Origin of the sequence: Sorangium sp. So ce394, assembly GCF_051474665.1 — a bacterium.
Classification (GTDB): Bacteria; Myxococcota_A; Polyangia; order Polyangiales; family Polyangiaceae; genus Sorangium; species Sorangium cellulosum_D.
In genome coordinates, this window is the sequence record NZ_CP150339.1 from 3,388,078 (window position 1) to 3,406,282 (window position 18,205).

18 protein-coding genes and 1 pseudogene are annotated in these 18,205 nt (G+C 70.4%); 6 read left to right on the plus strand and 13 right to left on the minus strand.

Features of this window, described 5'->3' with window-relative positions:
• Positions 1-9: 9 nt before the first annotated feature.
• The 10 genes and pseudogenes from WMF33_RS12650 to WMF33_RS12695 form a co-directional block, all read right to left on the minus strand.
• Positions 10-609, minus strand: coding sequence for a hypothetical protein (locus WMF33_RS12650; protein ID WP_437337367.1), 600 nt, complete (start codon positions 607-609; stop codon positions 10-12).
• A 380-nt stretch (positions 610-989) separates the two neighbouring features.
• Positions 990-1,187, minus strand: a complete 198-nt coding sequence (locus WMF33_RS12655) for a hypothetical protein (RefSeq protein ID WP_437337368.1) — start codon at positions 1,185-1,187, stop codon at positions 990-992.
• A 42-nt stretch (positions 1,188-1,229) separates the two neighbouring features.
• Positions 1,230-2,099: a formate/nitrite transporter family protein gene (locus tag WMF33_RS12660; RefSeq protein ID WP_437337369.1), complete on the minus strand. Its 870-nt coding sequence runs from the start codon at positions 2,097-2,099 to the stop codon at positions 1,230-1,232.
• A gap of 336 nt (positions 2,100-2,435) precedes the next feature.
• On the minus strand, positions 2,436-2,939 hold the full coding sequence (locus WMF33_RS12665) for an HNH endonuclease (protein WP_437339475.1): 504 nt from the start codon (positions 2,937-2,939) through the stop codon (positions 2,436-2,438).
• On the minus strand, positions 2,893-3,297 hold the full coding sequence (locus tag WMF33_RS12670) for a hypothetical protein (protein WP_437337370.1): 405 nt from the start codon (positions 3,295-3,297) through the stop codon (positions 2,893-2,895). Before WMF33_RS12670 ends, WMF33_RS12665 begins: the two co-directional genes overlap by 47 nt.
• A gap of 226 nt (positions 3,298-3,523) precedes the next feature.
• A pseudogene (locus WMF33_RS12675) lies at positions 3,524-3,730 on the minus strand (JAB domain-containing protein); the annotation flags it as partial.
• A gap of 162 nt (positions 3,731-3,892) precedes the next feature.
• Positions 3,893-5,545: an IS66 family transposase gene (tnpC, locus tag WMF33_RS12680; RefSeq protein WP_437337371.1), complete on the minus strand. Its 1,653-nt coding sequence runs from the start codon at positions 5,543-5,545 to the stop codon at positions 3,893-3,895.
• Positions 5,542-6,093 (minus strand): LIC_13387 family protein, encoded by a 552-nt coding sequence (locus WMF33_RS12685; RefSeq protein WP_437337372.1) that lies wholly within the window; start codon positions 6,091-6,093, stop codon positions 5,542-5,544. Before WMF33_RS12685 ends, tnpC begins: the two co-directional genes overlap by 4 nt.
• A gap of 504 nt (positions 6,094-6,597) precedes the next feature.
• Entirely contained in the window at positions 6,598-7,239 is a 642-nt protein-coding gene (locus WMF33_RS12690; RefSeq protein WP_437337373.1) for a hypothetical protein, read from the minus strand.
• A gap of 91 nt (positions 7,240-7,330) precedes the next feature.
• Positions 7,331-9,088 carry a cytochrome-c peroxidase gene (locus WMF33_RS12695; RefSeq protein WP_437337374.1) on the minus strand — a complete coding sequence of 586 codons (1,758 nt, stop codon included), beginning with the start codon at positions 9,086-9,088 and terminating at the stop codon, positions 7,331-7,333.
• A 634-nt stretch (positions 9,089-9,722) separates the two neighbouring features.
• Between WMF33_RS12695 and WMF33_RS12700 the strand changes: the two genes are divergently transcribed.
• Positions 9,723-10,145, plus strand: coding sequence for a hypothetical protein (locus WMF33_RS12700; protein ID WP_437337375.1), 423 nt, complete (start codon positions 9,723-9,725; stop codon positions 10,143-10,145).
• 138 nt (positions 10,146-10,283) lie between these two features.
• Here WMF33_RS12700 and WMF33_RS12705 read toward each other — a convergent pair whose 3' ends face one another.
• Complete coding sequence (locus WMF33_RS12705; protein WP_437337376.1) at positions 10,284-10,463, minus strand: hypothetical protein; 180 nt, start codon at positions 10,461-10,463, stop codon at positions 10,284-10,286.
• A 488-nt stretch (positions 10,464-10,951) separates the two neighbouring features.
• Here WMF33_RS12705 and WMF33_RS12710 point away from each other — a divergent pair, with 488 nt between their 5' ends.
• The 3 genes from WMF33_RS12710 to WMF33_RS12720 all read left to right on the plus strand — a co-directional run bounded on the left by WMF33_RS12710 (position 10,952) and on the right by WMF33_RS12720 (position 12,947).
• A complete protein-coding gene (locus WMF33_RS12710) occupies positions 10,952-11,191 on the plus strand; it encodes a hypothetical protein (protein ID WP_020734561.1) in 240 nt (79 codons plus the stop codon).
• Positions 11,192-11,267: 76 nt separating this feature from the next.
• Positions 11,268-11,585 (plus strand): type II toxin-antitoxin system VapC family toxin, encoded by a 318-nt coding sequence (locus tag WMF33_RS12715; protein WP_437339476.1) that lies wholly within the window; start codon positions 11,268-11,270, stop codon positions 11,583-11,585.
• 180 nt (positions 11,586-11,765) lie between these two features.
• Positions 11,766-12,947, plus strand: coding sequence for a hypothetical protein (locus WMF33_RS12720; RefSeq protein WP_437337377.1), 1,182 nt, complete (start codon positions 11,766-11,768; stop codon positions 12,945-12,947).
• An 838-nt stretch (positions 12,948-13,785) separates the two neighbouring features.
• Here WMF33_RS12720 and WMF33_RS12725 read toward each other — a convergent pair.
• Positions 13,786-14,748 (minus strand): ATPase, encoded by a 963-nt coding sequence (locus tag WMF33_RS12725; RefSeq protein WP_437337378.1) that lies wholly within the window; start codon positions 14,746-14,748, stop codon positions 13,786-13,788.
• A gap of 921 nt (positions 14,749-15,669) precedes the next feature.
• Between WMF33_RS12725 and WMF33_RS12730 the strand changes: the two genes are divergently transcribed.
• Together WMF33_RS12730 and WMF33_RS12735 are read left to right on the plus strand one after the other, a co-directional pair.
• Positions 15,670-16,119, plus strand: coding sequence for a hypothetical protein (locus WMF33_RS12730; protein ID WP_437337379.1), 450 nt, complete (start codon positions 15,670-15,672; stop codon positions 16,117-16,119).
• A complete protein-coding gene (locus WMF33_RS12735; protein WP_437337380.1) occupies positions 16,083-17,066 on the plus strand; it encodes a hypothetical protein in 984 nt (327 codons plus the stop codon). Before WMF33_RS12730 ends, WMF33_RS12735 begins: the two co-directional genes overlap by 37 nt.
• Before the next feature lie 156 nt (positions 17,067-17,222).
• On the opposite strand, the gene WMF33_RS12740 is transcribed toward WMF33_RS12735, so the two are convergent.
• A complete protein-coding gene (locus WMF33_RS12740) occupies positions 17,223-18,185 on the minus strand; it encodes a LysR family transcriptional regulator (protein ID WP_437337381.1) in 963 nt (320 codons plus the stop codon).
• Between the last annotated feature and the right edge of the window lie 20 nt (positions 18,186-18,205).

Genomic DNA, 18,205 nt, shown 5'->3' on the forward strand with positions numbered 1-18,205 from the left:
TCGCTGCGCTCAACCGAGCGACTGCAAGATCGAGCTGAACCCGTGCTGGCCTTGGCGGCTGCCCTGCGGGGACAGCCAAGCTTCGTAGATGTCGCCGCTCGGCGAACGGAGCTGGATGAACTCGAGGCTCACGAGAGGGTTGAAGGGGTTGCCGGGGCGGGAGCCGATGTCTTGGCCGGGATACGTCGCGTCTTGGTTGAAGGCGCGGGTGCCCTGATCGAGGGCGGCGTGGTGCCTGTAGTTGCCGCGTTTGCCGAAGTCGCTGTACTCGCGAGAGACGAGGACGCGGCCCGTGTTGGTGAGGCCGACGTGGACGTTGGGAACGTAGGTGGAGACGCCGATCACGGCGGCAGATGCGGCGTTGAGGACTCCGCCGGCGACGCGGCGGGCCGTGCCGGCGGGCGCCTGGTACTCGACTCCGCTCCAGTTGCCGATGATGCGCTCGCCGGGCTGGAGCTCGTAATACGGGGCGTACAGGTCGCTGAATTGTTGCTCGATCTGCTCCGGGGTCATGTTGGCGGCCTCGGCCATGACCTTCTGGCGGACGTACATCGAGTACGCGAAACCAGCCGCTATCAACACGAGCGGGATCAAGTAATACATTTGCATGACCATCTCCTGGAGAGCCCACGCTCCACTCGGGAGCCACCGGAGGCGATGGTTACGCGGCGGCGCACGCCAGGTCAAGGGGGGCCCGCTTCGAGTGATCAACCAGCGATCGAACAACCGTCGATGCGCAGCGGAAAGACGAAATACGGTGGGATACATGCGCCCTTCCGTGTGCCGGGATCTCTGTTGCGGGCGCAGAGGAGATTCTGCCGACAAGGTGTGCTCGTGTCGCACGATCGGAGGCCGACGCGATACACGACGAGGCGCAGATGGCGCGCCGGAGGAGCCAACGACATGCGATTCATGGTGCTGATCCACCACGACGAACCCGCCCTCGCCGCGGCCCCGCAGAAGGAGCTCTGGACCCGAGTACGCGGCCTTCAATCAGGAAGCGGATCTACGCGGCCTTGGCCGGCTTCGGGGTCAGCTCGAGGAAGCGGCGCTGGTAGCGCGTACGAGCGAAAGCAGATCTGCGGCGGCGGCTCGTTGCCGCTCTCGATCTCGAGCTTCGCGCCGTCGTCGTGCTCGGCGCGGTGCGGGATGCGCAGCGTGTAGCTCGTGCCGCCGCCGGTGCGCACCGCGATGGCCCCGAGCGCGAGGGCCGCTTGCTCGCGGGTGCGTCAGGCGGCGGAGCTGGTGGAGGCGCGGAGCGGCTCGGCGGGGAGCTCGCGCTCCCTGGCGGCGGGGACGAGCTTGGGGGCGGTCTTTAGGTGGGTGGCGTACAGGGTGAGGCCCGTGAAGGTGATGCCGCCGAGCATGTTGCCGACGACGGTCGGGATCTCGTTCCACACGATGTAGTCCATGATCGAGAAGTTGCCGCCCATGAGCATGGCCGACGGGAACAGGAACATGTTCACCACGGAGTGCTCGAACGTCATCGCGAAGAACAGCATGATGGGCATCCACATCGCCGTCACCTTGCCGCCGACGGTGTTGGAGATCATCGCGCCGACCACGCCGGTCGAGACCATCCAGTTGCAGAGCACGCCGCGCACGAAGAGCGTCAGCATGCCGGCGGCGCCATACTCCTTGTAGCCGAGCGTGCGCGCCTCGCCGATGCCGGAGATGGCCTTGCCGACGGCGCTCGGCTCCGTGGAGAAGCCGAAGGTGAAGACGATCGCCATCATCACGGCGACGGTGAAGGCGCCGGCGAAGTTGCCCGCGAAGACCAGGCCCCAATTGCGCAGGACGCCGCCCAGGGTGACGCCCTTGCGGCGATCGATCAGCGCCAGCGGCGCCAGCACGAACACGCCCGTGAGCAGATCGAAGCCCAGCAGGTACAGCATGCAGAAGCCGACCGGGAACAGCATCGCGCCGATGATCGGGTAGCCCGTCTGCTGGGTGACCATCACCGCGAAGACGGCGGCGAGCGCGAGCATCGCGCCGGCCATGTAGGCTCGGATCAACGTGTCCCGGGTCGACATGAAGACCTTGGATTCGCCCGCGTCGACCATCTTGGTGACAAATTCTGTCGGCGCCAAATAGGACATAAGCTTGGCTTTCCTCCGTGAAGACGTGACTGGCGAGAGGGCTCGAGCTCGGCGCGCCCGCCCCTGGCCGGCCGCGCCGCGCTGGCCGGCGCGGCCTGGGCGGCAGAGCGCACGGAGCCCCCGGCGTGTGCCGGAGCGATCGAGCTCCCTCGACGTGCCACGGAATGTAGACGGGGCTGCGTTTCGGCGATGTTTCCGTTGATGATCGATATGGGATTTATCGAGGGGCGAGGCTTGGGGCCGGCGCAGGGCGGCGTATCGGCCGCTGGGCGTGACGATGACGTGGGAGGTGAGCGGGACGTGCAGCTCCGCCGAGCGATGAAGGGGTAGCCAGCTCTAAGCGGGCGGGTGCCAGCCCACCTCGGCCCAGCGCCGACGTGCGGCGACGATCGTCGGGCGGTTCATCCGGAGCGCGATGACCGTTGCTCTACCGGACGGCGTCACGCCCTCTACCCTGGTTGCGTCGACGCTCCACGTGAAGTGATCGCTCCAGCGATGGAGGCGGGGATTGAAGAGCGGCACGACTTCTCCCGTCAGCGGGTCGACCGACTCCGTGGCGCCTGTCTTGAACTCGTTGCATGGGCGGCATGCGAGGCATACGTTTTCGAACGAGGTCGGCCCGCCCTTCGAGATTGGCGTGATGTGATCGTAAGTCAGGGGAATTCCGCTATTGGCCTCGCTTGTCAGGCAGTATTGACAGCGGCGCCGATCGGCCTCCTCGATACGAGAACGGAGCAGCTCGGAGACGTAGGTTGAGACCTCAGTCCGTCTTCCTTCTCGTGGAGGGCGCGCGCTACGGAGAAGCGATCGCGTGCCCGCGCCATCGCAGGAGCGCCGCAGCGTGCGCCTTGCGGAGCATGAACAGGTCGCTCTCGTGGCGAAGACGCTCGAGCTCGATGCGCTCGGCCGGCGTGAGGAGCCCCTGGGTGTTCCGGTCGAGCAGCTCGTCGTAGCGCGCGAGCTCTGCTTCGGACCTGTGGCTCTTTGCGATCTGCCAGAGCGCCTGGTCGTCCATCTTGTCCAGGCAGGCGAGGTCGACCTGGAACTCCGGGGGCGCGTCGTCCCAGGCGGGAGGGCTGCCGAGGCTGAGCGCCCGCAGCATCACGGCTTCGAGCGGCTGTCGGGTCGCGAGCGCAGTCCCCTTCAGTCGCTGGTAGAGCGCTTCGGGGAGAGCGAGGGTGACGGTGGCGGTCGACATCGCGCTGGGGTGGACGCGGGAGGCGAGCCCGCTTCGCCGTCGAGCCTAGCACGAGGAGCACCCTGGCTCCTCCCCGGCCAGGCGCGATGACGAGAGCGAACGCGCGGCGGGCTGCCGGCTGGGGCGCTGTGCGGGAGGCTTTCGGCTGGATGCGCGGGGGCGGGACGCCCCGCCGCAGGGGCGCAGCGCGCCGGCGACGGGGCGGGGCGCTGCGCCCCGCGAGGGCCTACTCGTGGACGGCGGCGTAGCGGCCGCTGGGGGTGACGATGACGTGGGCGGTGAGCGGGACGTGCAGCTCCGAGCCGAGGTGGCGCAGCTCCAGGGTCATCGCTTCGTCCTCGCGGGTCGGCGTCGGGTCACCGCTGGGGTGGTTGTGGGCCAGGACGAAGCTGTGGGCGGCCATGTCCAGCGCCGTGCGCAGGACGGTGGAGCGTAACCGGCCGACCATCGCCATGGGCGCGGCCCATTGCGGCGCTCGTCAGGGTCGACGAGACTGGACGCGGGGCCGCGTCGACCCACGGCCCCGGGCGGGCCTGGAACGGTGCCCGCCGAGGCGGCCTGCGCCCGCGTCGCCACGAGGTCCGCGTTGTTCTGTTCAGATCGCGTCGGCGTCGCCGTCGGTCGGGGCAGTGCGCGCCGAGCTCGCCCACGCGTCGGGCAGCAGTTCATCGAGCCGTTCGCGCGGCCAGCCCGCCTGCAACCTGCCGATCACGTCCGTCGCCCAGGCGAGCGGGTTGGCTCCGTGCATCCGACACGAGCCGAAGATCGTATAGCCGATGGCCAGTCGCTGAGCTCCCTTGTCGGAGCCCGCGAATAAGTAGTTCTTTCTTCCGAGAGCGACACGCCTTAGCTGCCGCTCGACCTCACCGTTATCGATCTCGAAACGGCCCTCGGTGAAGCAGCGCCGCCACCCAGCCTCCTGGTTGATGGCATACTGAGTTGCGACGTACAGCGGCGTGCCGGGTACGAGCCCCAGATGCAGCTCGTGAACCCACTGGTAGAGCTCGTCGACGAGGGCGAGCGACAGCTCTTGCCTGCGCGTCCCACGCGCCTCAGCGGACAATGCCTCGTCTTTGCAGGCCGCCTCGATGCGGTAGATGGCCTTGAAGTACGAGAGCGCCACCGCGGCTCGCGCGTCGCCGCCCTTGGCCGCCTTCTCGAACTTCGCGCGGATGTGCATCCCGCAGCCGAGCCGGCGCTCTTCGGGCACGATTGCCTCGCCGCGGTCGTCTCCACGGAGCATCGCGCCGTAGCCCGCGTAGCCGTCGCCCTGGAGGTAGCCGGTGAAGCTCTGCAGCAGCTCTGCTGGATGCTTCGCCCTCCAGTCCGGCGCATACAGGAATGCTACGAGGTCCGCTCCGACGAAGGCCCAGATGTGACCTCGCTTGACCCCCGCCGGATGATCCCGATCCAGCACGCGCATCCCCGTATCGTCGGCGCGCAGGTAGCACGAGCCCAGCACACGCTCCTCAATCCTCTCGGCCACGGGAGCGAGCACGTCGAGCGCGAAGGCCGACCAGTCTCCCAGTGTCGACGGGGAGAGCGACACGCCGAAGCGAGCGTACTGCTGCGCCTGCCGGTACAGCGGCATCGAGTCCTCGAACTTCTCGACGATGATGCTGGCGAGCAGCCCTGGCCCCGGGCGTCCGCGATCCATCACCTTCTCGCTGTCCGCCGTCGTCACGCCCTGCTCGGGGCAGCGTGGACACGCGAGCTTCTCCCTCTGCTCCTCGATGACCCGGAACTGAGCCGGGACAAACTCGAGCACCTCGCTCGTCCGATGACCGATGCACTTCTTTTCCGCGCCGCACTGCGGGCACGTCCGCTCCTCTTCGGCGACGGGCACAACGCGCGTTTCGCGCGGTAGGTGTGCGGGCAGCGGAGCGCGCCCGCCCCGTCCTCGCGGCGGCTTCGGCGGCTCAGGAGGTTGCGGCACAAACCCCTGTCCTGGTTGTGGCGAGGGCGAAGGATCAGCTGTCCCCTGCGGCGCCTCGGCCCCGAGCTCGCCGAACAGCAGCATCAGCTGCTCGGTGGAGATCTTCTGGCTCTTGCGGCCGTACAGCTCGCGCAGCGCGCTCGCGAGCTTCGCCGACAGCGCCGTGTTCTTGTCGCGCAGCTGGATGAGAAGACCGAGCACCAGCTCGATGAGCTCAGGGACGCGCTGCTCTGCCGCGAGCTGCTCGAGCTTACGTCGCACATCCGCCAGATCGGCGGGGAGCGCTGCCTGGGACTGCGGAGGAAGGGTCACGGGGCGCGCTGGATATCGAGCCCGCGCGCATCCCTCAAGCTTTGCTTCGACGCGTCGATCTTTCTCACGCCGGGTCTCCAGCGCTTGCGCCGTACGGCCTGGGACAGGTCGAGCCCCTCGAGCATCAGGGACCGCTCGGCCGCCTCGACCTCGACGTGGGTCGCGCCCTTAGGCAGGTCGCGGGCGAGGTGGAACCGGCCGCGGGCAACCGGCGCCGCTCGGACCGTCACGATGCCCTTGGCCGGGCGCTTACAGCGCACGACAGCAGGGAGCGCGGCGAGGGCGGGCGCGGCGAGCACGCAGACGGCGCCGTGCAGCGCGAGCACCAGGCCCATGGCCACGCTGAACCCCCTGAAGAGGCCGAGCAGGTCGCGCGACAGCCCCATCATGGACATCCGGTGCGCCCGCATCGCGTCCAGGACCGCGGTCTCCGCGGCGGGCGCCGCGCGGCGACCGAGCGGCAGCGCGGTGATCGCGAGGTGCCCGATCCCGGTGACGACCCACGCCCACGCGCCCACCTGAAACAGCACCTGTGCGCGGCTACTCATGACAGCCCTCGTTTCTTTGCCGCCGGTCCCTGGCGGGTGCGCTCCACATGCTGCCGTTTGGACCTAGAGCACGGCCCTGGAGATTTCAATACGGCACCGGATGGCCTCCGGTGCGATCGTCGCCGTGACCGACAGCTCCGCCGAATCCTCCGCGGGCGTCGTCTGGCGTCAGCTCACTACGCGCGATCCGGACAGCGCGCCGCGCGCGTGAACTGCATCGCTCGACCGGGATCCACCTCGGGCCTCGGCGTCGACGATCGACGCATCAACCGAGTGATGCGCTCGCGCACCCACAAGCACCGCGACGAGGCACACCGAAGGCGACAGGGACCCGCGTGGCGACCGCTAGGCACGGCCTGGCCGGTCGCAGCGAGCCGCGCCGCACGGGTCTCACGCCAGCAAAGACGTGGCGGCCAGACTCCGCTTGGGGTCGGGGTTCGCGCTGTGAGCCTGAGGTACCGGCGCTTCAGCGGCGAGCGCAGGATCGTCCGCAGCAAGCGCTGGTCAGCCGCCGGACGCGATGTGCGGGCCGAAGAGCGATACGAACACCAGACCGGGCGCGATCAGCTCCGAAGCCCGCCTGGATCCACATGACTCCCAGAGCTGCAGCGGGACCAAGAGCCCGCCCTGCTCACACTCCTCGACAGTGAGGTCGGGCGCGCTGCTCACACCAGACGCGTCTTCCCCCAGCAGACCTAGCTGGAAGGGCTCCACCTCGAAGATGCGCGCACCCATCGTCGCGAGGAGACGCTCCAGGCGCACGAGCCAGGGATCCTTCTGCGGATCGAAAGGGTACGAAGCCCCGAATGCAGCCTCGAGCATCCCGGTGGGAATCGAGAGGTCGATCCAATCGGAGCCCGATTCTTCCCGGATGAGCCACGACACGCAGCCGAGCTCCACATCGTCGAACCTCAAGCACCCCAGGAGAGACGACGGGTGAAGCACAGGCACGATCGGATCAGAGCCGAACGCGTCTTTGCGCTCCCATGGCCCGCGCAGCGCCGGGTGTTGCCACAGCGCTTCGAGCGCGCGCTTGGCACGACGGTCATCTCCTGCTGGCCCGATCTCGAGCGCCAGCTCGAAGTAACCGCCCAGCCACAAATCCTCACGGAGGTAGGTGCTGCGATCCATGCCGGTCCAGATCATCTGTATACCGTAGCACTCCACCAGCGCATGCACCAATGACGACGCGCAGGGAGCGGCGTTCGGCCTGAGCGGCGGAGCGCCTTCCGTGGCGTCAGAGCGACTCGAGGTACGCCACGAGATCGTCGAGCTGCGCCGGGGCGAGCGCGGAGACGTCGCCGTGGCGGTCGCCGCCGCAGGCCGGGTCGAACCGGTCGCGGAGCGTCCTCGCGCAGCCGTCGTGCATGAACGGCGCTCGCGCGGAGAGGCCGATCAGCGAGGGCACCTGGAATGCCTCGCCGAAACCGACATCCTCGTTGAGGTTGTTCGTGAGCATCGGCCCCGCGTGGCATTTCGCGCAGCCTACCTGCGGGTCATGGAACAGGACCTCTCCTCGCCGGACGGCGGCCAGATCGTCGGGGGGCGAGGCGGGGAACGCCGGCACGCTCTCGAGGAAGCGCTCGAGGTGCTCGACATTCCGATCGCCGGGCCATGAGCCGCCCATGCGCGAGACGAAGACCTCCTGCATGAGGTGGGTGAGGTCGCTCTGATCGCCGCTCCAGTGGAAGGGAGCTGTCTTGAGCACGCCGCCCGCGACCGTCTGGGTGCGCCGGAGGCCGAGCTTGTCGAAGCGCCACGTGTGACCGTCCTCCTGCGCTTCCGGATGGCAGGAGGCGCACGCGATGCCGCGGGAGCCGAGCGGCGGCTCGTGGAACAGCGCGTGTCCCGGGTCCCTCACGCTGTCGCCGGGGAGGTCGATGCCCACGCGATCGAGCGTGTCGAGATCGCGCACCTCGATCCTCGCCGACTCGCGGAACTGGACGACCAGACGGCCCCGCGCCGTGAAGGCGACGGCGATCGGCTGGTTCGAGTGCTGCCACTGATTGTAGCGACCGCACGTGCCCGAGGCGTCCTCGCTCGTGACGGTGTCGAGATCGATGAGCTCGGTCGTGTAGCTGCCGGCGCCCACGACCGCGGCGCGCTTTCCGTCCGGCGCCACCGCGATGTCGACCGGGAGCGCGATCTGCCAGAGGGCCGGCGTCGGGAGCTCGGCTCCGTCCCCTGGAGCCGCCGAGGCCGGGGGCAGGACGCTGACGGCGCCGTGCAGGATGCCGCCATCGCATCCGGCAGCCTCGTAGTAGCCCGTGGGGGCGAGCACGACGGGCGAGGTCAACGCGCGCTGGTGGACCATCGCCGCGCCGCCGCCGGGGAGGGCGACCATGCGCCAGGCGACCGAGGGGCGGTAGTCCGAGGCGATGGCGGCGTGCGCGCTGAACCACGGGAGCGACCGCCGCGAGAGCACCGCTCCGTCCGGGCCGACGACGAGGGTCTCCGCGGATTTCAACCGGCTGACGAGCAGGCGATCGCCCTCGACGATCACGTCGCGCAGGTCGGCGTCGAGCCGTAGCTTCCGGAGCGCGGCGCCGCCCTGGGCCGGGAGCGTCACGAGCTCGCCGCCGGCGCAGGCCACATGGATCGCGTCGAGCGACGCGTCGTAGGCGAGGCCGCGCGGCGCGGGGCAGACGGCGCGCCGGTCGAGCACCTTCGCCGTCCCGACATCGATCGTCGCGAGCTCGCCAGCGCGGCGCAGGGCGACGTGGACGCGGCCGGCCCCGTCTTCGACGACGCGCCCGGGCTCGTCGCCGCGCGCGAGGGGGATCGCGCGGGGCTCGCCGCCGTCGGTGTCGACCACCCAGACGCCGTCGCGATCTGGGTCGGCCGCCACGGCGGTGTGCCCGTCGCGGGCGATCAGCAGCGTGCCGCCGCTGATGGGCGGCGGGGGCTCGTCGATCGCGGGGCTCGACGGCAACCGATTCGCGGAGTCGTCGGGGTGAGAGGAGCAGGCCGCGACGCCGGCGGTAATCGCGCTCAAGGCCGCGAGGGCCAGGTGGGGTGTCGTGCGGGAGAGGTTCCGATGCATGAGGCCTCCGGAGGTGGCGGGCTGCTCGGCGAGCGCGAGCAACAGCAAACCCATTACGCAGTCGGGGAGTCGACGGCGCGCGGCCGAGCAAGAGCAAGGCGCGTGCGCGGGTGCAGGGGCGCGGGGGCGCGCGGCGGGCCCGGGAGGCGCGGGGTTCGGAGGTGCGGGGAGCGGTAGGCGGCGGCAGGGTGGGTGTGGTCGCCTGGCATCAGTGTTACGGACAGCCACGCGGGGGGCAGCGCGGAGCGGGAGGGAGCTCCGGCGCGAGGGCCGTCTTCCGCGCCGCCGCCTCGTCGAGCCGGAGGGTGCTTCGTGGTTGCAAACCGGCGCGTCTCGAGGGCGACGCCATCCTCCCCGGCGATCGTCTCGCCCTGCTCGTCCCAGTGGATGCCGCCCTCGCCCGGAGGCCCCAGCGTGAAGGTGACGCCCAGGGCCGTGAGCCGGTCCTCGTCGAGGTAGGCGGTGCCGATCGAATCGCCCCCGCGCCCCGGGCCGCCGTGGCCGCAGTGAAGCACTGTAAGGGGGCAGGAAGGTCGACCGTTCCCCCGGAATGCATACGAGCTTGGGTCGAGGAGCTGGTCGTCTCGTGATTGCGATCGCCGCGCTGCTGGCCGCGTGCGGCGGCGAACACCGTCCGAGTGGGCCCCCGCTGGGCGCGGAGCGGCCGCCCGCTGCCGCCGTGACGCCGACGGCGGCATCGACGGCGACCGTCGCCGGCGAGCCGACGGGGGCGCCCCTGCCGCCGGGCCCGGCGACCTGCGCTGCCGCGTCGGACTGCGTGATCGTGGCCGCGGCCGACCGCTGCTGCTCTTGCGGCACGATCTCGTCGAGGGCGGTCGCGAGTGCGTCCAACCTGATGGTCTACGACGGCAGCGGAGCCTTCTTCCGTGAGCTCAACGCCCGTAGCCCCCCCGCGTGTCGGAACCTCCAGTGCGGCCCGTGCCCGCCACCGCCGCAGCTCGCGTGCGTGGCCGGCACGTGCCAGGCCGCGCCGCAGCCAGGCCCCTGATGGGAATAGGTAACCGGCGCCGCGCGGACGGTCACGATGCCCTTGGCTGGGCGGTCATGCCTCGTCCGCCTCGCCGGGGCTCGCCGCCGTCGCCGCCCGGGTCGCCGTCGGACGTCTCGATCTCGCTGTCGCGCACGGTCACCCTTGACGTGCAGCGCGACGATGCCGACGCTCGGGGAGCCGTTCTCGCCCGCTTGCCGCGTCGGCCACCGCAGCCGCCGGACCCGGGGTGCGGGCGAGATCGGCCGCGTCGCGCTCGGCGGCGCGCTGGATGCGGCTCGACCAGATGACGCGCCGGGCGAGCTTGCCGGGGAACATCACGGTGTTGTCGCCCAGCGACTCGGCCTCTCGCAGGAGCTCGGCCTCGCGGGCGGCGCTCAGCGTGTACGCTGCTGCGCCCGTCGAGGAGCGAGGCGCGCCCCGTGTCTCGCGCGACGCGTGCACAGGAGGAGGTGTTTCCGGAGGATGCGGTCCAGTCCGACGCGCCTGCTCGCTAACGTGGCGTCGCACCTGACGGGCGTCACGCATCAGGTTTCTCGCCTGGCGGGTTCCGCGCCCGGCGGGTACGTTCGGCGCGCCTGGAGGCCAAAGGTCCCGCAGGTGAACTGGGGCATTGCGCTTGTAAAGACCGGGATACGGTCTCTCAGGCGCAGGTTCCGGCGCATCGCGCCGGGTCGAGCCGGCGCCTGTAGGACGTGTCCGTCGGGGGCGCGCGCACCGGCCGGCCCGCCTCGGGCATCGCTCGTGACGCCGGGGAGCTCTGACGCTAGACTGAGATCGCCGGTAACGGAGTAGGAGGAAGCATCGTGCGAGCCGCCAAGATCCCCATCGTCATCCCTGCAGACCGTCGGGTAGAGCTGCAGGTGCCCGCAGACCTCCCAGAAGGCCCGGCGGAGGTGATCGTCCTCATCTCCTCTCCGCAAAAGGCTGCGCCGCGCGACAAGCGGGCAGCGCTTGGCATGGATCGAGGTACGGTCCAGATCGCCGATGACTTCGACGCGCCGCTGCCGGAGGACCTACAGCGAGCGTTCGATGGTGAGACATGAGGTTGCTGCTCGACACACACACTGCTGGCTCTGGCTCGTCGCCGACCCCGAGAGGATCAGGCGCGACGTCGTGGAGATGCTCGTCGCAGAAGGTGCTGACGTCTACATCTCGGCTGCGACAGCATGGGAAATCGTCATCAAGCACGCGCTCGGAAAGCTCTCCCTTCCCATCCCGCCTGCCGAATACATTCCTTCTCGCATGGCCGCCCTCGGTCACCTTTCCCTGCCCATCGAGCAACGGCACACCCTCCAGGTCGCCGGACTTCCCCCGCATCACAAGGAACCATTTGACCGGATCTTGGTCGCGCAGGCCCAGGTCGAGGACATCCAGCTCGTCACCGCCGATCGGCTCATGGCGCCCTACGATGTCCGTGTGATCTGGGCAGATGCATGATCGTGCTGGGATCAAGGTATGCGTCGACCGATATATGGTGTCATTCCATCGAGACTCCGCCCAGCAGGGGCACTGCGCCCGACGGCCTCCGGGCGAGACGACCGTGGTCGCGACGACGTCGGCCCGGATCCGCGAGGAGATGGAGCTCCTCGGCATCGGCGCGTTGGCACGCGCGCCTCGATGCTCATCCTCGGCACGTTCACGTTGGGCGCCTGCGGGTCCGAGGTCCTCGTCCTGGATCCCGGCGGCGGCTCCACGTCGAGCGCCCAGGCCGGCTCGGGCGGCGGCTCGACGTCGGCTGGCGCGGGCGGCGGCTCGACGTCGGCCGGCTCGGGCGGCAGCTCGACGTCGGCTGGCGCGGGCGGCGGCTCGACGTCGGCTGGCGCGGGCGGCGGCTCGACATCGGCTGGCGCGGGCGGCGGCTCGACCTCGACGAACGCGAGCAGCGGAAGCGGCGGGGCGGGAGGTGCGGTCAGCGCCGGCGGCGGCGGTCCGGGCAACATCAGCGATGTGTTCGATCCTGCGGAGGTCTACCTGCTGGGGACGGTCCAGCCGGGCTCCAGCGGTCGTGACGCCATGGCCCACTGGAGCGACCCGAACACGGCCGCCGTCGGGTTCATTGGCGCCTACGATGAGTTCAGCGCGCGCCTCCAGGACAGCGGCAAGCTGCTCTACGTGCTCGCAGGATCGGTTCGCGAGTTCGTGTGCGACGCATGTCCCTACGTGGGCACGTACCTCAACGGCTCGGACGCGAACGACCTCGTCCTGCCGACGGCACCATGCGTCCCCAACGATTGGATCGAGGACATCAAGGTGGGGCCCGGGGGATCGTGGATTCACAGCTGCTCCGGCGACGCGAACAGGCACTGGTACGACTCGAACGGCGTTATGGTGTACGGCGACGAGGAGGACATGCTCGTCCACCTCGGCTACTCGAACCTCGCGCTCACTCAGCACCGCGTCGTCGATCTCGCCAACGCGAGCTCGGTGCCGATCGTCGGCCTGCCGAACGCTCCGCTGCTCGCCGTGCGCGCGCTCGCGCCGGACTCGTTCCGCGTCGCGCTCGCCACGGGCCAGGAGAGCGGGGCAGTCGAGCTCTGGCAGATCGACGCGACCGGGACGGCGACGCTCGTCGGCTCGTATCCACCGGTGCCCGCGGGGTACACGGTGCAGCCCTTCTCTCCCCACCGGCATCACGCGCTGGAGGCGACGGGCGCGCTGCTGCAGCTCGGAGAAGGGCCGATGGTGTTTCAGGACGTGATCGTCCGACGCGAGATCGGAGGCTCGAGTGTGGTGGTCTACGACGAGGCGAGTGGTCCGCTCGTACAGATCCACATCTCGGGTCTCGTGACGGGGCCGTGACGATCCGCCGAGCGTCCCAGCGTTCTGTGATCTTTCCTCATCATCCTTGGGCTGCTCGCCGCGACGTCCTCGGCGTCCATGCGCCAAGCTGCAGCCTGGCGCCGGTGCGGCGGGCCATCGACCTGGAGGCCGCATCGCCGTGCGTGGCGGACCACGAGAGGCGCCCCGGGCTGGACGACGAGTTCATCGCTGAGAACCAAGTGAGGTGACGCGTCATGTCGCTCGTGGAGTTGCTCCCGGAGATCCAGTCTTTGCCGCGTGCTGACGAGCTCAAGCTGTTCCAGTTCCTCGCACAGGAGCTGGCGGAGGCGGAGGCGCCGCCTGCGCTCCGGGCGGGCCGGTCCTACTCCGTGTGGTCGCCCGACCGAGCGTTTGCGGCGGCCGAGACGCTCCTCCAGACCTTGTCTCGTCACGGGCGGTCGCGAGTGCGTCCGACCTGATGGTCTACGACGGCAGCGGAGCCTTCTTCCGTGAGCTCAACGCCCGTAGCCCCCCCGCGTGTCGGAACCTCCAGTGCGGCCCGTGCCCGCCACCGCCGCAGCTCGCGTGCGTGGCCGGCACGTGCCAGGCCGCGCCGCAGCCAGGCCCCTGATGGGAATAGGTGACCGGCGCCGCGCGGACGGTCACCCTGGCGTGCAGCGCGACGATGCCGATGCTCGGTGAGCCGTTCTCGCCCCCCTTGTCGCCTCGGCCACGCAGCCACCGCAGCCGCCGGCCCCCGCCCGCGCCTCCCCCGCGTGGCGCCCGGCCGGGCCGGCGCGCTGGCTGGGGAGCCTCGACTCCTCGCGACGCGCCAGGCGCCCCCCCTCCTTGACGCGCCCGCCGCGGCCTGGGGCGATCACCCCTCGTCTTCGTCCTCGCCCGGCGCGCCGTCTTCCGTTGCGTCCACCTCCGACGCGTCGCCTTCCGGCGCGCCGTCCTCCGCGGCGGCCTCGCCTTCCTCCTCTTCCTCTTCATCTCCGGTGGACGCGGCGCCGCGGGAGACGGGGAAGGGCGCATAATCCTTCATCCTGTCGGTGCCGGCATACCAGTACTCCGCGGCGGCGCGCAGCCTCCGCTCGGCGTGCATGACGAGCGTGTATGCGGCGTCGCGGAGCTTGCGCGCGCGCTGCGCCTCGGGAGAGAACGTCTTGTCGGCGAGCATGCGCGCGAGCTCGGGCGAGAGCGCGCGGAGGCGGGCCGCCGCGTCGCCCTCGCCGCGAGGCGCCTTACGAAGGGCCTCCGCGTGCTCGGAGCAGAGCAAGAGCAGGTCGGAGACGTCCTGGACCAGATCCGCGTCGCCGCTGCCCGCGCGGATCGCCATGAGCCGCTTTTGCCCCTCGGGGCTGTTCTTGAAGCGGAGCTCGAAGAAGCGGAGGAGCGTTTGCCGGTGCAGGGCGGCCTCGGCGGCCGGCCCCTTGAACATCGCGACGGCCTGCTCCTGGCGCTGCTGCACGGCTTGCCAGCGCGATTGCGTGACGCGCAGGAGCTCGATCCTGTCGCGGAGCGCGCGGATCTCCTCGCGTGTCAGCGCGGGCTCGTCCTCGGGGAAGGGGGTGCGGACGAGATCGGCCGCGTCGCGCTCGGCGGCGAGCTGGATGCGGCTCGACCAGATGACGCGCCGGGCGAGCTTGCCGGGGAAAATCATGGTGTTGTCGCCCAGCGACTCGGCCTCTCGGAGGAGCTCGGCCTCGCGGGCGGCGCTCAGCGTGTACGCTGCTGCGCCCGTCGAGGAGCGAGGCGCGCCCCGTGTCTCACGCGACGCGCGCTTCGTTGCGGCCGTGTTGGTCCTGGGCGACGTGGTGGTGGATGCCTTTGCCATGGTAAAAATACGCCTCCTTGTCGGGGCAGCGCCCCTCGGAATGAGGGGCTGGAAGATCGGCGAGGGTATCGGCGAACAAGGCATTGGCCAGAGGAGAGCACGAGTCGGTCGCGCCGCGATGGAGGCGCTCGGGCCGAGGCTGGGAGAGGCGATGTGCCGCGCACCGAATCGAGGGGGCGGCGTGCCTGGCGCCGCGGGCAGCGGGCCGCGGAGGTGGTGCACGTAAGAAAAAGAGTTGCGCTGCAACCACAAAAGGCGCGCGAGACGACGCCGGGGCTGCGCAGGAGACCCATCGGGCCTGCGCAGGATCCCGACGATGATGACGAAGGACCCCAACGGGGGCGCGCAGGAGGGTCGCGAGGGCCGCGCAGGACTGGGGCCAGTGTAGTGCAGGACACCAACTGGGGGTGCGCAGGAGGGCGCCCAAGCCGCGCAGGAGAGCCTGCGGGGCTGCGCAGGAGACCCACGGGGGCCGCGCAGGAGGGCGCCGGGGCTTGTCCAGGAGGGCCAATGGGCTGCGCAGGCCGGCCGACGGCGCTGCGCAGGAGGGCGCCGGGGCTTGTTCAGGAGGGCCAATGGGCTGCGCAGGAGGGGCGGCGGGGCTGCGCAGGAGGGGCGGCGGGGCTGCACAGGAGGGGCGGCGGGGTTGCACAGGAGGGCCGGCGGGGCTGCGCAGGCGTGCCGCGGTAGCGCTATATCGTCCGATAGGCGAGCCAGAGGCGGGCCGAAGCGCCTTCGGGCAGGGGGCGACGCGCGCGAGCCGGGGCGATTCGGGGCGGCAGGCACACGTCACCGTCACCGGTGGCGAGTTCACACAGGTAGGGCGCAGCTGTCAGGCCGTATCGGAGGCCGCGCACCGAAAATTTCGCGGAAAGTCCGCTGGTCCGAAGCTTGCCGGGCTCGCGAGCGAAGCTTGCCAGGGTGGGAACCGAGGTCGACATGGAAGGGACCCTTCAGGAAGGGCGGCGCGCGCCCGAGTTCTTGGCGTGGGCGCCGCTGGCGGCCGTCGCGCTGTTCACGCTCAATAACTTCTGGCTCAAGGGGCGGGCGCCGGTCGTGCTCGCCGGCAAGCTCAGCGACTTTGCCGCCTGCTTCTTCTTGCCGCTGTTCGTGGCGGCGCTGCTCGCTCGCGTCACGCGCTGGTCGCGAGCGCGGCGGGTGGCGCTCGGGGCCGTCACGACGGCGCTGGTATTCACGCTGGTGAAGACGAGCGCAGCGGCGTCGGCCGTGCTCGACGGCTTTTGCGCCGCGCTCGGCTCGCTCGTGGCGCTGCGGTCACCAGCCAATCGCGTGGATCCGACCGACCTGCTCGCGTTGCCGATGGTGCTGCTCGCGTGCTGGTGGTCGAACAATCAGGGGAGAAAACGATGAAGAGGTGGGTAGCTCAGAAGCTCGAGCTGGTGGCGCTGATCGCGACGGGCGCCTCGCTGGTGGCGCACGGCGGGGACATTCCGACGTGCGTTCTGAACGACGCCGAGAGCATCACCGTCAACGTGACCGGCGATTGTGGTCCCGCTGGCGTCGTCACCATCAAGCTGGGGGATGCGTCGTGCTCGGTCAGCGTGAGCGGGGACCAGACGGGCTTGCCTCGCTCGGGGCACAGCAGCAATGGTTTGAGTTCGGGGTTCACCCTGCGGGCCGAGGAGGCAGACGGCATCGAGCGCGAATGCAGTGCGAAAAAGCAGGCGGACGCCGAGGACACGTACAAACTGAGCTGCTTTGTCCGCCGCAAAGGTGGCAGTCCGTCCTCGACCCTGGCGTGCGAAGCCCAGCTTTCGCCCGTCAGCGACGGGTGCGACTTGCGCCAATGCGCCCCGCTCGCGTGCCCGGACGGCCAGGAGCCGCGCTCGGCGGCAGGTGCTTGCTGCCCGGTGTGCGTCGATCCGCCGTTGCAACCCGAGCCGCCGCCGGTGCCGGTCGATGCGTGCGCCGACGTCGAGTGTCCCAGCGCCTGTCCGGAAGGGCAGGAGCTGGCCTTCACCGGTTCCGGGTGCTGCGCGCAGTGCACCACGCAGTCTGCAGCTTGCTTCGAGCAGCGCGACGCCTTCGAGCCCGAGCTAGCCGCGACGCTCGCGCTGACGCGCGCCTGCGAGACGGACCTGGATTGTACGTTCTCGTCGCTGTGGACGCGCTGCGGCCCCCGCTGTCCGGTCCCCATCGCCCGCAACGCCATCGACATGACCCACGAGACGCTGCGCCTCGCGGGCGAGGAGGCCTGCGTGGACTGTCTCCCGGCGGAGCCCCACTGCAGCAGCGAGCAATACATGACGGGGCGCCCCGCGTGCGTCGATGGCTCGTGCGTCGGCATCAAAGACTAGTGATTCTGCCTCCTCGGCAGAACTTGTCGGTGAGCCGCTCGGGCTCCGGCAGGTTCCCGAGCGCGTGGTCGAGGGCAATCTCCGCGTGTTTAGGTCCGAACCCCATACGTTTTTGGGGAGACCCCACCTCCGTCGCCATGAACGGGTCCTCGCCGCTCAGCCCGCGCTGCGCCCTCCCCGCGCGCCCGGCGGCCGGGCCTTCGCCGCCACCGGCCGTGGTTCGCGTGTCTGGGTCGCGTAGGCGCCGAGCTGCGCGACGAGGTGCTCGAAGACGAGGCGGACGCGGCGCACGGCGCGCAGGTCCTCGTGCATGACGACCCAGACGTCCAGGTGGAAGGCGAGCGCGGGCAGCACGCGCACGAGCGGCACCGGCCGCCGGCTGAGCGGGAGCTGGCACACCCCGATGCCGAGGCCGGCGCGCACCGCGGCGAGCTTCGCGATGTCGCTGTCGCTGCGGAACGCATAATCGCGCGGCGTGGTGACGAGCCCGGCGGCGGCGAGCCCGTCGATGATGGCGCGGGAGCGGTCGGCGCCGATGAGCGCGTGGTCCGGCACGAGCCCCGCGAGCGACGTCGGGGCAGCGCGCGCGGCGAGGTACGCCTTGGTGGCGAAGAGGCCGAGCTCGACGCGCCCGGCGCAGCGCCTCACCAGGCCGGCCTGCGTCGGCTCCGCCATGCGCACGGCGACATCGGCGTCGCGGCGCAGGAGATCCTCGGTGCGATTCGTGGCGACGAGCTCGATCTGAAGGCGCGGATGAGCGACGCGGAGCGCGGCGAGCATCGGGGGAAGCACCTCGGCGCCAACGACCTCGCTGCACGTGACGCGCACGGTGCCGCGGTCGGCATCGGCGGGGCTCGACACGGCGCGCACGAGGGCGCGCGCGCTCGCGGCGATGGACTCGGCGTAGGGCAGCGTGGCGAGCGCGAGCTCGGTCGGCACCAGGCCGTTCGGCGCGCGGGTGAAGAGCACGACGCCGAGCTGCGCCTCGAGCTGCTCGATCTGGCGGCGCACGGTGGGCTGCGCGACGCCGAGGGCGCGCGCGGCGGCGGAGAGGCTGCCGGTGCGCATGACGGCGAGGAAGGCACCGTAGAGGTCCCACGAGGGCTCGGCTGGGCTCATCAAAAGATGATGAGCGGATG

Excerpts from the sequence above, each read along its gene's own strand:
- WMF33_RS12685 (WP_437337372.1), bottom strand. The coding sequence starts at position 6,093 with ATGAGTAGCCGCGCACAGGTGCTGTTTCAGGTGGGCGCGTGGGCGTGG.
- WMF33_RS12650 (WP_437337367.1), bottom strand. The coding sequence starts at position 609 with ATGCAAATGTATTACTTGATCCCGCTCGTGTTGATAGCGGCTGGTTTC.
- WMF33_RS12725 (WP_437337378.1), bottom strand. The coding sequence starts at position 14,748 with ATGGCAAAGGCATCCACCACCACGTCGCCCAGGACCAACACGGCCGCA.
- WMF33_RS12690 (WP_437337373.1), bottom strand. The coding sequence starts at position 7,239 with ATGATCTGGACCGGCATGGATCGCAGCACCTACCTCCGTGAGGATTTG.
- WMF33_RS12705 (WP_437337376.1), bottom strand. The coding sequence starts at position 10,463 with ATGTTCCCCGGCAAGCTCGCCCGGCGCGTCATCTGGTCGAGCCGCATC.
- WMF33_RS12670 (WP_437337370.1), bottom strand. The coding sequence starts at position 3,297 with ATGTCGACCGCCACCGTCACCCTCGCTCTCCCCGAAGCGCTCTACCAG.
- WMF33_RS12660 (WP_437337369.1), bottom strand. The coding sequence starts at position 2,099 with ATGTCCTATTTGGCGCCGACAGAATTTGTCACCAAGATGGTCGACGCG.
- WMF33_RS12715 (WP_437339476.1), top strand. The coding sequence starts at position 11,268 with ATGCTCGTCGCAGAAGGTGCTGACGTCTACATCTCGGCTGCGACAGCA.
- WMF33_RS12720 (WP_437337377.1), top strand. The coding sequence starts at position 11,766 with ATGCTCATCCTCGGCACGTTCACGTTGGGCGCCTGCGGGTCCGAGGTC.
- WMF33_RS12740 (WP_437337381.1), bottom strand. The coding sequence starts at position 18,185 with ATGAGCCCAGCCGAGCCCTCGTGGGACCTCTACGGTGCCTTCCTCGCC.